Genomic DNA, 14957 nt, shown 5'->3' with positions numbered 1-14957 from the left:
TACTCGAATCACACACCGGCCTGCAGAACGAACTGCCGGACCGGCTCCGGCGATGGCGGAATACGGTCACGCTGCAATGCCCAGGAGGCAATGCTGTGGAACAGCGGCGCGGCGGACTGACCGCCGCTGCCGTCGGAGCTGCGCACCGGGTTGTCGAGCATCAGCCCCACCACGTAGCGCGGGTTGTCGGCGGGAGCGATACCGGCGAAGGTGATCCAGTAGCTGGAGCTGGAATAGCACGCGCACTTGGCATCGATCTTCTGCGCGGTGCCGGTCTTCCCCGCGATCTGATAGCCCTCGATGGCGGCGGGCCAGCCGGTGCCGTTCTGCGCCGCGTCGGTCTTGTCGCGCTGCACCACGGCCTGGAACATGGTGCGCAACGTGGCCGCCGTCTGCGGGCTCACCACCCGGACACCCTCCGGCTGCGGCTCCTCGGTGCGCGCGCCGTCCGGGGCGACCGTGGCCCTGACGATGCGCGGCGGAATACGCAGTCCGTCGTTCGCGATGGCCTGGTACATACCGGTCATCTGCAACGTCGACATCGAAAGGCCCTGTCCGATGGGCAGGTTGGCGAAGGTGCCGCCGGACCACTGGTCTCGTGCGGGCACCTGGCCCGCGGTCTCACCCGGCAGTCCGACGCCGGTGCGCTGCCCGAGTCCGAAACGGTTCACCATATCGGCGTAGCGGTCCTCACCGACCCGCTGCGCGAGCATCAGCGTGCCGACATTGGAGGATTTCCCGAAGACGCCGGTGGTCGTATACGGCGCGGTGCCGTGTTCCCACGCGTCGCCGACGGTCACGCCCGCCATCCGGATCGCGCCGGGAACCTGCAGGATCTCGTCCGGGTTCGTGAGGCCGTATTCGATGGCCGCGGCCGCGGTGACGATCTTGTTCACCGAACCGGGTTCGAAGGGATCACTGACCGACGGGTTGTTGGTCTTCTGGGTGCCCCAGTTCTGCGGACCGAGAGCCGGATTGAAGGTGCTGTCGTTGGCCATGGCGAGCACCTGGCCGGTCTTCGCGTCGAGCACCACCGCGGAAGCGCCCTGCGCGCCCGACATCTCGCGGGCCTGCTGCACCTGCTGCTGCACGTAGTACTGCAGATCCGAATCCAGCGTCAGCTCGACGCCGTTGCCGTTCACCGCGGGCTGTTTGTCGCGCCAGCTGCCCGGGATGACCGCGCCGTCCGAGCCGCGATCGTAGGTGACCGAACCGTCGGTGCCTGCCAGCACGGCGTCCAGCGACGATTCGAGGCCGATCAGGCCGTGGCCGTCCCAGCCGGTGGCGCCGACGATATTGGCGCCGAGCGAACCGCCCGGATACTCCCGCAGCGACTGCGCCTCGGTGCCGACCTCGCGGAACTGCGCCCTGATATCGCCCGCGACGCGCGCGTCCACATTCCGGGCCAGGTAGACGAATTCCTCGTCGCTGCGCAGTTTGTCGAGCACTTCGTTCACCGACGGCGCGCGCGGGCCGAGTTTGGCGTGGATCACCTCGGCGATCGCCTTCAGCCGCTCGCCCGGATCGGGCGCCTTCTCGCTCTTGGCGCGGGCTTCCTCGAGTTCGGCGCGAACCCGGACCGGTTGGAAGGTGAGGGCTTTCGCGACGGTGGTGAAGGCCACCGCCTTGCCGTTGCGGTCGGTGATCGGACCGCGGATGGCGATCTCGGGATCCCTGGTGGTGCGCTGGCTGGCGGCCTGCTCGGAGAGCGCGGGCGCGGAAATGCTCTGGATCCACAGCAATTGCAGGGCCACCACCGCGAGCGCGACCAACATCACGATCCGGCCGACCCCGAGACGCAACCGCAGCGGCCGATCCGAGGCGGCCGCGGTGCGCGGTCGACGTCCCCCGGACGGTGTCGGCCCGCGTCGCCTGCGCGGCGCGGGCCGAGTCTGCGTCATCGAGCGCCCCCGTCCGGCGACGGCTCGTCCGGCAAGGCCTCCGTCTGGGAGGTTTCGGCCGGAATCGGCTCCGCCGGGGGTGTTTCGGCCTGTGAGGAATCCGGCCGGGTCTGCGGTTCCGCGAGCTGCGGTGTCTCCGGCGCGCCGGGAACCGGTGCGACGGGCGACGGATCCTGACCCGCCGCGAGCGGGACCGGCGACCCGGGCGGCACGGCCGCGGGTTCCTGACCGACCGCGGGCGCGACCGGTGCGGGTACGGGGGCGGACGTGTTGGCGCCGTAGGCGGCATTGGTCTGCGGTGCGGCGGGCTGCTGGCGCACGGTGCTGACCGGTACGACCCGTTCCCCCTGGGCCGGACCCGTCGAACCGTTCAGCGGCGGCGCGGGCGCGCCCTGCGCCGGGGTGGGATCGCCGATCACCGTGACGGTCCCGTCCGAGGCGATGACCAGCCGGGCCGGATCCTTGGCCGGGATCATGCCGAGTTCGCGTGCGCGCGCGGCGAGTTCGGGCGCCGAATCGGCGGCCTCGACATCGCGTTGCAGTGCGGCGCGTTCCTCGGCCAGCGTCCGGTTGAGTTGACGGGCGTCGCCGAGCTGGTAGCTGTCCTCGGCGGCGCGGGTGGTCAGCAGCAGGGTGAGCGCGAGTCCGCAACCGAGCATCGCGATGATCGCGGCGACGAACGGAATACGCGCGGCCATCACCGATCCGCGCCGGCGCGGCAGCGAGGGAGTATCGGACTGCTGCTCGGCCCGCGTCCTGCGCTTGGCGTAGGCGCGCTGTGCCGCACCGGATTTCACTCTTTCGGCGGCTTGAACCCGCCGGGCGACCCGACCCGGCGCGGGCACGGCGCGTGTCCGAATACTCATGCTGTCCCCTCCACTAGTCCGCGGGACCCGCGGGTCGAACATCCCGAGTCCGTCACGCCGCCGCCTGAATTCGTTCGGCGGCGCGCATGCGGACCGGGGCCGACCTCGGGTTCTCCTCGATTTCCTGCTCGGTGGCCTTCTCCGCGCCACGGGTAAGCATCCGGAATTCCGGTCCCATGCCGGGCAGTTCGACCGGCAGATCCACCGGTGTCCTCGACGTGATCCGCGGTGCCAGTTCGTGTTTGACGACGCGGTCCTCCAGCGACTGGTAGGACATGATCACGATGCGGCCGCCGAGCCGCAGCGAAGCCAATGCCGCAGGCAGTGCGGCGCGCAACGAATCGAGCTCGCCGTTGACCTCGACCCGCAACGCCTGGAAGGTGCGCTTGGCCGGGTGACCACCGGTGCGCCGCGCCGCCGCCGGTATGGCGGCGTAGAGCAGTTCGACGAGTTCGGCGCTCGTGGTGAAGGGCCGTTGCTGGCGACGCCGGAGCACCTCGCTGGCGATCTTGCCCGCGAAGCGTTCCTCGCCATAGGTTTTGAGCACCCGCGCGAGGTCGCCGTGACTGTAGGTGTTGAGTACGTCGGCCGCGGTGATACCGGTGGTGGGATCCATCCGCATATCCAGCGGCGCGTCGACGGAATAGGCGAACCCGCGGTCCGCCTCGTCCAATTGCATCGAGGAGACTCCGAGATCCATCAGGATCCCGCTCACCGAGCCGACCGGATCGAGTCCGGCCTGTTTCACCGCGTCGGCGATCCCGTCGTAACGGGTGTGCACCAGGGTGATCCGGTCTTCGAACGGCCGCAATCGGTCTCCTGCCAGACCGAGCGCCGTGGTGTCGCGGTCGAGACCGACTAGGCGCAACTGCGGATAGGTACGCAGGAAATATTCGGCATGCCCGCCCAATCCGAGGGTGGCATCGATGTAGACGGCACCTGGTTCGGCCAACGCGGGCCCGAGTAGCTCGTCGGCTCTGTGCAGGAGCACCGGCACATGGCGGGGGCCGGGCTGTGCACGATTCACCTCGACCTCCCGGATCCTGCCTCGCGTCGTCGCTTGCACGGGTCGCCTTGTTCCACAGTGTTGTCGCCGGCTGCGCTGAGAGAAAACGAATGCCGCGGGGTCTCTGACCGAATTCGACACCTGGCGTCGGGGAAGTACGTCAGGGTTCGCCTCCGGGCAGAGGCCGCGTGGCACTCGTTCCGTTCGGGCTAGAAGATTCCGCCCAGCGACTCGTCTCTCGCTTCCGCGTAATCCTCCTCGTGCTCGGCGAGGTAGGACTCCCACGCCTGCTTATCCCATATCTCCAGGAAGTCGACCGAGCCGATCACCACGCAATCCCGATCGAGATTCGCGTAGCGGCGATGTTCGGCGGACAACACGATCCGGCCCTGACCGTCGAGACTTTGTTCGTCTGTACCGGCGGCGAGTGCCCGGACGAACGCGCGCGCCCGCGGATTGCTTCGAGACGCCGCCGCGGCTCGACGAGCGAGCGCGGCGAACTCTTCTTTCGGGTAGACGGCAAGGCTGTGGTCCTGACCCTTGGTGACCATCAACCCTCCCGCCAGATCGTCTCGAAACTTCGCGGGCAACGTGAGCCGCCCTTTGTCGTCCAGCCGGGGTGTGTAGGTACCGAGGAACATCCCGATACCTCCTGCGGATCACCCCGCGGTAGCGGGGAGCACGATCACCTCGGATGTACGACTCTCCAGTAGTGCGCGCTCCACATTACCCCACTTTCCCCCACTTTCAATCGAAACAACCGGTGATCTCGCTCCCCGCGTCACCGATTTCGCAGGTCATCCCAGCTATCACGCAGTGGAGAACTTTTTCCGTGTTCCACCGACACGCCTGGCACAGATGGACAATCACCCGAAAACACTCAGCAAACCTTCCGGAGGCCCCGATCGGACCCCGTGATCGACGGCTTCGATCCACGACGGCCTTGCTATGCACGGTTTTTGTCGCGCGCCGGGTTTGCGGAAGGCGTGCCGGACGGCGCGAACGCCGACGCGGGCGGTCCGCCGAACGCGCGATCACGGCACGTGCGAGCGCCGAGGTGGGGAGAGGTGGGGCCGACGGTGGCGCGAAGTGGGGGAAGAACCGGCCGGCGGCGGTGAGTCCGGCGCGGTCGCCGTCACCGGGACGACCCTCGGCGCGCAGGAGAACGCGACGCCGCACCTGGTCGGTGCGGCGTCGCGTTCGGTATGCGGTTGTCGGCCGAGGGTCGTGACGAGTCGGACTATTCCTGCTCGAATCGTCTCCGGAAGCGATCTTCCATACGTTCGGAGAAACCTCCGGACTTGCGCTGACGGCCGGGCCCGCCGGCCCGACCACCACCGCCCGGTCCGCCGGACGGCGCGTCGGTGGAGCGATTGCCCTTGCCCGCGGCCTTCGAACCACCGACCAACAGCAGTACGCCGGCACCGAACATGACGATGAACCCGACCAAGCTGATGATCGGGAAGCCACCGGGCTTCACCGGAGCGGCGATCCCTGCGACGAGTAGAAACAGACCGAGGACGAACAAGGCCGCGGCCTGGAGTCTGCGACGACTCGAGGTCGAACGAAGCCGTCCGCCGCGGACGGACGAGGCGAACTTCGGATCCTCAGCATAGAGCGCGCTCTCGATTTGTTCGAGCATGCGCTGCTCGTGCTCGGAGAGTGGCACGGTACCTCCCCCGGCACTAGGACGTGGCTGCCGCCTCCGGGTAGGCGACAAATAGCCGACCTTGGCGGCTATCTGACACCAATGATACGAGTTCGATGAAGGCCGTACCACCTACTCGCCGATAAGTTACGCGGTCATGCCGTTCGAGAGGCCTCTCGGAGGTCGCAAACGGGACGCCGTGGCGAGCAGATCCTCCACATCGTGCAGGAATGCGCCCACCCGCGAACAGAACTCGTCGGCCGTGTGATCATCGACATCCCGGTCGAATCCCGCCTCCAGCGCGGCGCGCAGTTCCGAGCGCGCGCCGAAGTAGTCGGCCCACATGACGAACTCGGGCATCGCGCGTTGCAACAGCACCCACGCGTTGCGCGAGCGGGCCCTCGGCGCGGCGTCGGCCCCGGTGAACGCGAGCACCGCGCCTGCGCCACGCAGCGCGGCCAGGTAGGCCGTGCGGAAACGCTCGCGCGGGTCGGTTTCCCCCGCCGCCTCCATCAGCAGCCCATCGGCTTTCTTCAGGAGTTTCCCCGCCCTGCCGGGTTCTCCCGAATGTTCGATCCGACCAGACATCAGTCGTCCCTTCGCTGTCGTACACCCCGGCCGGACGGTGTTCCATGACCACCGCGCGGACCGAACAGGTATTCGAACGTTTGAATTGAGATTGAATATAGGGACACCCACCGACAACTTTCCGCGTCCGCGCGGCCGACGAGAGCCATGACAGCCGTCAAGCCCAAGCACACCCCCGCACCCGCACCGGTCGTCGTCGACTTCTCGGTGGCCGATCTGCGCTATCGATTGCACGACGTGCTCTCGGTCTACGTCGCGGCGATGGACTATCCGCGCGGCACCGAGAACCATCGCGCGCCCATGTGGACCGAACACACCACCCGTGTCGGTTGGCAGGCTGTCGCGGCGCTGCTGCCCGACGATTCCGGCCACGTCGACCTACGGACCTCGCCGATCGTCGCCATCGCCTACGGATATCGCGGCGCGCCGCACCAGTGGTGGCATCAGCAGGTGCACACCGGCCTACGACGTTCGGGCAGGGCGGAGCAGGCGACGCGCGAACTGCTCGCCGACTACTTCGAGTTGACCGAACTCCACGTGCATCCCTCCGCGCAGGGCGCGGGCCTCGGCGCGATCCTGTTGCACCGCCTGCTCGAGAATCGACCGGAGGCGGCCGTACTCCTGTCGACGCCGGAGGTCAGCGGTGAGGACAACCGCGCCTGGCGTCTGTACCGGCGTGTCGGTTTCGACGACGTGATCAGGAATTTCGTCTTCGCCGGGGACACCCGGCCCTTCGCGATCCTGGGACGACGGCTGCCGCTGTGAGGTTCACGTGACGGTGCTCGTGCTCGGATCGGGCCACAATGCCCTGGTGGCCGCCTGCTACCTGGCGCGGGCGGGCGAACCGGTCGAAGTGCTCGAACGCGACGAGGTGCTCGGCGGCGCCGTCTCCACGGTGGAGCGTTTTCCCGGGCACCTGGTCGACCGTGGCTCCTCCGCGCACATCATGATCCGGCACACCGGCATCGTCGAGGAACTGGAACTCGAACGCTTCGGCCTGCGCTATATCGACTGTGATCCGTGGGGATTCACCCCCGCCGACCCGTCGACGGGCGCGCCGCCGATCGTGTTCCACCGCGACCTGGACCGGACCTGTTCGGTGATCGCGGCGTCGTGCGGGGAACGAGATGCCGTCGCGTACCGGCGTTTCGTGCGGGTCTGGGGCGAACGCAGCGCCCGGGTGATGCGTGCGTTCGGCGGAACACCGACGCCGGGGCGACTGCTGCGCTCGTTCTGGGGGCTGGACGCGAAGGGCGGTGGCAGCGCGCTGTCGCGCGAATTCCTGCAATCCGGGGACGCGCTGCTCGATACCTGTTTTCACGATGAACGGCTCAAGGCGTCGCTGGCGTGGTTCGGTGCCCAGTCCGGGCCGCCGATGTCGGAACCGGGCACCGCGCCGATGGTCGGTTTCGCCGCGCTCATGCACACCCTTCCGCCCGGCCGCGCGGTGGGCGGAAGTGGGGCGTTGGCCGCGGCGCTGGTCGCTCGATTGCGCGCCGACGGCGGGGTGGTGTCGGCCGGGGACGCGGTCACCGCCGTCACCCGCGCGGGTGACGGCTGGCGGGTGCGGACCGAATCCGGGCGGAATCTGACGGCGAAGACCGTCATCGCGGGCACGCATGTGCTGACCACCCTCGATCTGTTGCGCGCGGGCGGTTTCGACGAACACGCGCTGGCGGGGTGGGAGCGACGCATCAGAGTCGGTCCCGGTATCGGGATGGTGGTGCGCTTGGCGACCTCGGATCTGCCCCGGTACCCGGACGCGACCGTCACCGAATCCGCGCGCGGACTGCAATTCCTGGTCTCCGACCGCAGGCAGGCGCGACTCGCGCACGGCGCCGCGCTCGCCGGTGATCTGCCGCCGCGCCCGGTGGTCCTGGCCATGAGTTTCAGCGCCGTCGATCCGAGCATCGCCCCGCCGGGACAGCATCAGCTCTCGCTGTGGGCCCAGTGGCATCCGTACCGACTCGCCGACGGCACCGACTGGTCGGCCCACGCCGAGGATGAGGCCGATCGGATCGTCGCCGAAGTCGATGCGTACGCCCCCGGCTTCGCCGAGACGATCCTGCGCCGTCATATCCAGACCCCGGTCGATCTGGAGCGGGAAATGGGTTTGCGCGGCGGCAATGTCATGCACGTCGAGATGTCGCTCGACCAGATGATGATGTGGCGGCCGATTCCGGAACTATCCGGTCAGCGCGTGCCGGGCGCGCCCGGCCTCTATCTCACCGGCGCGTCGACCCACCCCGGCGGAGGTGTGTCCGGGGCGAGCGGTCGCAGCGCGGCCCGGCTGGTCCTGCGCGATACCCGCCGCCGATTCGCGCTGTCCCCGAGGCGGTGAGCGAAACGGCGCGCACCGCGTCCACGGATCCGGTATCCGCGGACGTCGTGGGCGGGGCTACGGACAGCAAGCCCGAGGCCCGCGAGCCGACAAGTGGCGAACCGGAGACCCATAGAGTCGCCGGAACCACCACGGCGACTGCGTGCGCCCACACCACCGGGGCCGACGGCGAACCCCCGGTCCGCGAGACAAGTGGCGAACTGGAGACCTATGGGGTCGCCACGGCTGTCCCGCAGGCCGAGACCATCGGAGTCGACGGCATCGAGATCGGCCGCGCGGCTCGTACAGCCACCCCGGTGAACACCCGACCGCGTCGAGTGGAATCGGTACGCGGACAGGTCCTGGTGCTGACACGGCATCGGGTGCCCGCGTTGTTCGCGGCGCTGCTGGTGGTGGTGCAGATCGGGTATCCGCTGACCGAGGGGGCCGTGCGGGACCGGGTGACGGTGGCGGTGGTGCTGTTGGCGGCGGCGGGGGCGCTGTCCCACGCGGCGGTGACGCGCGGGAGGCGTTTCGCGGCGGGGACGCTGGTGATCGTTTCCGGTGTCGGGTTGCTCGCCGAGGCGGTGGGGACCACTACCGGGGTTCCCTTCGGGTGTTACGAGTACGCGGTCGGCCGCATCGGTCCCGAACTCTGGTCGGTGCCGCTGATCGTTCCGCTCGCGTGGGTCGGCGGGTTGTATCCGGTGTGGGTCGTGGCCGGGATGCTGAGTCGACGGGCGGTGTCGTGGATCGGGCTGACGGCGGTCGGAGCGGTGGGGTGGGATCTGTTCCTCGATCCGCAGATGGTCGCCGATGGTCAGTGGTCGTGGTGTTCTTCGGAATCCGGGTTGCCGGGGCTCGCGCATATCCCGGTGACGAATTACCTCGGGTGGTTCGCGGTGGGGCTGGTCATGGCGGCGCTGCTGTGGTGGTGGGATGGGGTCGCCGCGAGGACGGCGGTCCCCGCGCCGATGTGGAACGACACGACCGCCTTGCCGGTGGCCGTATTCCTGTGGACGTGGCTCGGATCGATACTCGCCCACGCCGTCTTTCTCGGCCTGCCCACGTCCGCCGGTTACGGCGCTGTCGGAATGGGGCTGCTGGGGGTTCCGCTCCTCGTCCGGCTGAGGCGAGCTCGCTACCTGTGTCCTGGACGGTGACGAGTCGACACACCACGTGGTGGGCCGAAGGCGGCACACCGGATCGTCTCGTGACGTCGAGGTGGTGGGTGTCGTCCCCGCAGTGCGGTCGGATCGGCCTCTGGTTCGCGGCGAGATGATGCGCCACGCCCGGGGGAAAGCCCGCGTCACGAGGTCGGCGAGTGGCCCGACACGGCCCGGGGCGAGGCTCGTCGCGTGCCCTTGCGCCCGTCGCGTGGCAATTGTCACGCCATGCCTGGCACGATGTGATCCGTGCACCCGAGCCCCATGCCAACGATGCCCGCTCCCCCGGCCCCCGCGCGACGACGGCGGACCGGGACGCGGTTAGCGGCTGCCGCCCTGCTCGCGGCCTTCGTGGTGCCGATGTTGGTCGGCTGCCTGCGCGTCCAGGTGTCGATGGGCGTGTCGTCCAACGACAAGGTGTCCGGGCGGATCGTGGCCGCGGTGGTGCCGACGAGCGCCGAGGACAAGGGACCGGAGCTGAAGGCGCCCGATTCCCTCGCGGCCAAGGTGCGCGTCGAGCCGTACAATCAGGACGGTTATGTCGGCAGCAAGGTGTTCTTCGAGGAGCTGACCTTCGGCGAGGTCTCGCAGCTGGGCGGACTCTCCGAGCAGACCCAGGGCATGTTCCAGCTGCAATTCCAGCGCACCGGCGATCTGGTCAGCCTGACCGGGCGGGTCGATCTGAAATCGGTTCCGCCGCACGGGTCCGACGTGCAGTTCACCGTCGCCTTCCCGGCCAGGGTCGCCAAGACCAACGGTAACCGCGAAGGCGATTCCACCGTGTCGTGGAAACTTCCGCCCGGCGATGTCTCCACGCTGCGCGCCGAGGTGAGTTACGCCGACCCCAACACCAGGTCCTTCGCGGGCTGGGCGGGCATCGTCGGCGGTATCACCCTCGCCGTCGCCGCCATCGTCGCCGCGATGGCCTTCATGGATCGCAACCCCAACGCGCCGCATCCCGAAGGCAGCTTCTCCTTGAGCCGCTGGGTGCGGCTGGTCATCGACGGCCGCTGATAGACCGGCGAAGCGTCCGATCCGTGCGCGATACCGAGGTACGGGCAATGACAGACGGCGCGACCACCGTGCTCGCCCGGGCGGGCGCGGCCGTCGCGGTACTCGGCTGCGCGACAGCGCTGTTCAATCGGCTGACGGTGCGGCGGCTGCCCGAATCCGCGGCGGTGATCGAGCCGATCACCGTCTGCGTGCCCGCGCGCGACGAGGCGCACCGGTTGCCGGAACTCATCGCAGATCTGCGCGCGCAGTCGGGTGCGCCGCGCCTACAGGTGCTCGTACTCGACGACGCGTCCACCGACGGCACCGCCGAGGCGGCGGAGAAGGCCATCGACGGCGACCCGCGTTTCCTGGTGATCCGCTCGCGGGACGAACCCGAGCCGGGGTGGACCGGCAAGGCCGCGGCCTGCGCCCGACTGGCCGAGGCGGCGGATACGGCCGTGCTCGTCTTCCTCGACGCCGATGTGCGGTTGGCGCCCGGCGCGATCGCGGCGGCGGTGGCCGAATTGCGCAGGGGACCCGCGGCATTGGTCTCGGTCTGGCCGCGCCAGGACGCCGGGTCGGTCGCCGAGGCGGTGGCGCAGCCGTTGCTGTGCTGGTCGTGGGCGTCGACCTTGCCCGTCGCGGTGGCGAATCGGAGCCTGTGGCCGTCGACGGCGGTCGCCTGCGGGCAGTTCCTGGTCTTCGACGCCGCCGCCTATCGCGCGGTCGGCGGGCACGCGACGGTGGCGGGGGCGGCGACCGAGGATCTCGATATCGCCCGCGCGGTGCGGCGCAGCGGCAGGCAGACCGTGCTCGTCGTCGCGGGTAGGCTGGCCCGGACCAGGATGTACCGGGGCGCGGTCGAACTCGACGCCGGGTACACCCGGTGGCTGTGGTCGGCCTACGGCGGCTCGCGTCCGGCGAGCGCGGCGGTCGGCGCGGTCGCCCTGCTCGGATACGTGGTCGCGCCGATCGCGGCTGTGGCGGGGCGTGGACGCGCCCGCCGCGCCGGAATCGTCGGTTACGTCGCCGCCGTCACCGGTCGACTCCTGGCCCGATCGATCGAATCCGGCGCGACGCCGAGCCGCGCCGATGTCGTTGCGGCACTGGCGCATCCCGTCTCGGTTCTCGCCTACACGACCCTGTCGATCAGATCGCATCGCGCGCACCGCCGGGACACGCTCACCTGGAAGGGCCGCTCCCTGCCCCGCCGGTGACCGTTCGGCCGGTTCGGCGCGACCTCGTCGACGCGGCGCCGCCGTACGGACCGACCCCTCCGCGCGGCGGCCGGGAGTATGTGGACGTGTACGCCGACGGGCCTCGAGAAGGATGTGCCCTCGGGTACCAGCCCCGAGGTGACCCTAGCGACCACCGATGGAGGACCCGGCGAATCGTCAGGCGACGGTGGTCATGCCGACGGTCGGCAGGAAGAAACAGGACTGCTTACCGTTCTGGACCGTGCCGAAGACCGCGGCCAGGACGGTGCCCTTACCGGTGTCGACGGGAACCGCACGGACACCGCCGACCGGGAGAGCGGAGAGGAAGAAGTCCTGGACGGCCTTCTCGGCCAGCGGACGGACCTCGGCGGGTACTTCCGGCGGGATCATGGCGACCAGGATGTTCCCGATCGGTCCCATCGCCGCCGACCCGGTGCGGCCGTTGCTGACATTGAGCCACACCACGCGCATCCCGGTGTCGGACGGTGTGTCGGACACGACGCCCAGGGGCACGAAGGTGAACATGGTCTGGCCCGCTTCGACGGCGGTCATGTCGAGGCCGGGGATGGCGACCGTGGTCTTGGGCCACGGTCCCGGCACCGCGCCCGCTACCGCGGGGACGAGTCCGAAGGTCGACGCGTTGTTGCAGAACGCCGCGGCCGTGGGGTAGAGGAACGGCTCCATGCCGAACTTCTTCAGCGCGTCGATATTGGCCTGGTAGGCGCCGAGTAGATCACCGGGTCCGGCAATCGGCGCGGGCGTGACGGTGTCGGCGGTCGGGGCGCCCACCGCGTTGCCCGGTAGACCCCACGCCAGTGCGACAGCACCGGTCGCGACAGCGGCAAACGTGGTGAGACGGCGCATTACGGTCACAACAGACCTCCTCATCGTCGGCACGATCGAGAAGGAGGGTACTCCCGCAAACCTGTTCAACAGCGTTTATCGGGTCGGGCAATCTTTCGGCGCGTCGCGAGGACGCGACGGACGCGGGGCGGCTCGGCGCAGGGCTGTCCGATCGACGGGGGTAATTGTCGTCGGCGAGGACGGTCGCCGGAAGGACTGTGCTCACCATGATTTGTACCCTTGCGAAGCACTTGCCCGTCTTCGCATGATGTTTCGGCTCGACACGTGTTCCCGCGGCATCCGTGCCACGGGGATCTCACCATCCAGAGCGACCGAGAGACCTGGCTCACCGACGTCGCAGCAACCCCCCGGCGACGTCGGGTGCGGGTGCTTCCGCCGGGAACGATGGAGGACCGAAGTGACTATCCACCGCAGTGGCCACCGTTGGGGCCGTCGCCATGTCGACCAGTGCCGTGTCACCTCCACCGGCTGTCGCGGCTGACCGCCGCCAGATCGTGCGCCCGACACTGGCCGGGTGCGGCGACCGCTGCCCGACCGGGGCGGTCGCGTCCGATGCTCGTAAGGACTCGCCATGAGTGCGCCGCCCGCCTCCGACGCCACCGCCCCACCGGGCGAATCCGGTGCAGCCACCCCCGATACGTCGACCGAACACCTCGTTGCCGCGCCCGCGTCCTCGGACGCGCCCCGCGTCGCGAAGGCGCGACACCCGTGGCGCTGGGTCGCCGGCGCGGCGGCACTCGTCGTCGTAGCGCAGTTCGCGCACGGGTTGGCCACCAATCCGGGCTGGGACTGGGGGACGTTCGCGCAGTACGTCACCGCGAAATCGGTGCTGTCGGCGCTGAAGCTGACCCTCGAGTTGACATTGTGGGGCACCGCGCTCGGATTCCTGCTCGGTACCGCGCTGGCCGTGGCCCGACTGTCGAACAATCCGGTGCTGCGGGTGATCTCGTGGGTCTACATCTGGGCGTTCCGCTCCATCCCGCTGATCGTGCAACTGCTGTTCTGGTTCAACATCGCCTACCTGTACCGCACGATGTCGATCGGAATTCCGTTCGGGCCCGCCTTCTTCAGTTTCGACGTCAACGGTGTCATCAGCGGGTTCACCGCGGCGGTGATCGGATTGGCGCTGCATCAGGCGGCGTACTCGGCCGAGATCATCCGGGCCGGATTCATCTCGGTGGACCCGGCTCAGTTGGAAGCCTCGGCGGCGCTGGGCATCCCGCGTTGGCGGCAGTTTCGCACGGTGGTGGTGCCGCAGGCCATGCGCTCGATCCTGCCGAACGCGAGCAACGAGGTGATCAGCCTGTTCAAGGGCACCTCGATCGTGTCGGTGATGGCGATCGCGGAACTCTTCTACCAGGTGCAGGTGATCTACGGCCGCAACGGCCGGGTCGTGCCGCTGCTGATGGTGGCCACCGTCTGGTACATCGTGCTGACCACGGCGCTCTCGATCGTCCAGTTCTACATCGAACGCCACTACGCCAAGGGCGCGCAGCGGACCACACCGCCGACCCCGATACAGCGGTTGCGCGCGAAATTCCGCGAGATCGCCGCCATCGATGTCGCCTCCCCGCGCGGAGCGACCCGATGAGCGCGGCCGGACGGGTCGAGACCGCGGTCGCCGTGGAGGTGCGCGGCGTGCGCAAGGCCTACGGAACCAGCGAAGTGCTGCGCGGCATCGATCTGACGGTGCGCGCGGGCGAGGTCGTCGCGGTGATCGGGCCGTCGGGTTCAGGCAAGTCGACGTTGCTGCGCGTGGTCAATCACCTCGAACCGCTGGACTCGGGCACCGTGCACATCGACGGTGAACTGATCGGATACCGCCTGCGCCGCAATGTGCTGTATCCGCTGCCGGATCGCGAGGTGCGTCGACAGCGTTCCCGCATCGGTTTCGTATTCCAGCAGTTCAACCTCTTCCCGCATCTGACGGCACTGGAGAACGTGACGCTGGCGCCGCTGTCCGCGCAGCGCCGCCCGCGCGCCGAGGTGGAACGCGAGGCGCGGGAACTGCTCGACCGGGTCGGTATCGGCGAGTTCGCCGACGCGTATCCGCGCCGACTCTCGGGCGGCCAGCAGCAGCGGGTGGCCATCGCGCGGGCGCTGGCGCTGCGGCCCCGGGTCATCCTCTTCGACGAACCGACCTCGGCCCTCGATCCGGAACTGGTCGGCGAGGTGCTCGACGTGATCCGCGATCTCGCCGACGGCGGCACCGCGCTGGTGATCGTCACCCACGAGATCGGCTTCGCCCGCGAGGTCGCCGACACCGTGTTGTTCCTCGACGCGGGCGTGATCGTCGAGCAGGGACCGCCCGCCTCGGTACTCGACAATCCCGAACATCCCCGCACCAGGGCTTTCCTGTCCAGGGTCCGCTGAGCCATGAAATCCCCG

14 protein-coding genes and 1 riboswitch are annotated in these 14957 nt (G+C 69.0%); of the genes, 7 read left to right on the top strand and 7 right to left on the bottom strand.

Annotation, left to right across the window (positions count from 1 at the left end; all coding sequences use genetic code 11):
• Positions 1–8 precede the first annotated feature (8 nt).
• The 6 genes from OG225_RS03755 to OG225_RS03730 all read right to left on the bottom strand — a co-directional run bounded on the left by OG225_RS03755 (position 9) and on the right by OG225_RS03730 (position 6009).
• Positions 9–1901, bottom strand: coding sequence for a penicillin-binding protein 2 (locus tag OG225_RS03755; protein ID WP_216909922.1), 1893 nt, complete (start codon positions 1899–1901; stop codon positions 9–11).
• Positions 1898–2767, bottom strand: coding sequence for a hypothetical protein (locus OG225_RS03750; protein ID WP_405180413.1), 870 nt, complete (start codon positions 2765–2767; stop codon positions 1898–1900). Before OG225_RS03750 ends, OG225_RS03755 begins: the two co-directional genes overlap by 4 nt.
• A 52-nt stretch (positions 2768–2819) precedes the next feature.
• Positions 2820–3809: a 16S rRNA (cytosine(1402)-N(4))-methyltransferase RsmH gene (gene rsmH, locus OG225_RS03745; protein ID WP_405183182.1), complete on the bottom strand. Its 990-nt coding sequence runs from the start codon at positions 3807–3809 to the stop codon at positions 2820–2822.
• 173 nt (positions 3810–3982) lie between these two features.
• The gene (gene mraZ, locus OG225_RS03740) at positions 3983–4414 is read right to left on the bottom strand and encodes a division/cell wall cluster transcriptional repressor MraZ (protein WP_405180412.1); all 432 of its coding nucleotides are present in this window, start codon (positions 4412–4414) and stop codon (positions 3983–3985) included.
• A 599-nt stretch (positions 4415–5013) separates the two neighbouring features.
• Positions 5014–5442, bottom strand: a complete 429-nt coding sequence (locus OG225_RS03735) for a DUF3040 domain-containing protein (protein WP_405180411.1) — start codon at positions 5440–5442, stop codon at positions 5014–5016.
• A gap of 126 nt (positions 5443–5568) precedes the next feature.
• Complete coding sequence (locus tag OG225_RS03730) at positions 5569–6009, bottom strand: SAV_6107 family HEPN domain-containing protein (protein ID WP_216909928.1); 441 nt, start codon at positions 6007–6009, stop codon at positions 5569–5571.
• A gap of 147 nt (positions 6010–6156) precedes the next feature.
• Here OG225_RS03730 and OG225_RS03725 point away from each other — a divergent pair, with 147 nt between their 5' ends.
• From OG225_RS03725 to OG225_RS03705, 5 genes are all read left to right on the top strand, one after another.
• Complete coding sequence (locus tag OG225_RS03725) at positions 6157–6774, top strand: GNAT family N-acetyltransferase (RefSeq protein ID WP_405180410.1); 618 nt, start codon at positions 6157–6159, stop codon at positions 6772–6774.
• A 7-nt stretch (positions 6775–6781) separates the two neighbouring features.
• Complete coding sequence (locus OG225_RS03720; protein ID WP_405180409.1) at positions 6782–8350, top strand: phytoene desaturase family protein; 1569 nt, start codon at positions 6782–6784, stop codon at positions 8348–8350.
• Between the two features lie 341 nt (positions 8351–8691).
• On the top strand, positions 8692–9492 hold the full coding sequence (locus OG225_RS03715; RefSeq protein ID WP_405183181.1) for a carotenoid biosynthesis protein: 801 nt from the start codon (positions 8692–8694) through the stop codon (positions 9490–9492).
• Between the two features lie 276 nt (positions 9493–9768).
• Complete coding sequence (locus OG225_RS03710) at positions 9769–10509, top strand: LppM family (lipo)protein (protein ID WP_216909932.1); 741 nt, start codon at positions 9769–9771, stop codon at positions 10507–10509.
• Between the two features lie 47 nt (positions 10510–10556).
• Positions 10557–11705, top strand: a complete 1149-nt coding sequence (locus OG225_RS03705) for a glycosyltransferase (protein ID WP_405180408.1) — start codon at positions 10557–10559, stop codon at positions 11703–11705.
• 177 nt (positions 11706–11882) lie between these two features.
• Here OG225_RS03705 and OG225_RS03700 read toward each other — a convergent pair whose 3' ends face one another.
• Complete coding sequence (locus tag OG225_RS03700; RefSeq protein WP_405183180.1) at positions 11883–12569, bottom strand: hypothetical protein; 687 nt, start codon at positions 12567–12569, stop codon at positions 11883–11885.
• A gap of 295 nt (positions 12570–12864) precedes the next feature.
• A riboswitch (SAM riboswitch) is annotated at positions 12865–12960 on the top strand.
• Between the two features lie 180 nt (positions 12961–13140).
• Here OG225_RS03700 and OG225_RS03695 point away from each other — a divergent pair.
• Together OG225_RS03695 and OG225_RS03690 are read left to right on the top strand one after the other, a co-directional pair.
• Positions 13141–14160 (top strand): amino acid ABC transporter permease, encoded by a 1020-nt coding sequence (locus OG225_RS03695; protein WP_405180407.1) that lies wholly within the window; start codon positions 13141–13143, stop codon positions 14158–14160.
• Complete coding sequence (locus OG225_RS03690; protein ID WP_405180406.1) at positions 14157–14942, top strand: amino acid ABC transporter ATP-binding protein; 786 nt, start codon at positions 14157–14159, stop codon at positions 14940–14942. The genes OG225_RS03695 and OG225_RS03690 overlap by 4 nt, the downstream gene beginning before the upstream one ends.
• Positions 14943–14957: the final 15 nt, after the last annotated feature.

It is taken from the genome of Nocardia sp. NBC_01377 (assembly GCF_045040005.1).
In the GTDB taxonomy this organism is placed as follows: domain Bacteria; phylum Actinomycetota; class Actinomycetes; order Mycobacteriales; family Mycobacteriaceae; genus Nocardia; species Nocardia noduli.
Note: the sequence above shows the minus strand (reverse complement) of the source record. Positions and strands in the feature narration are given on the sequence as shown.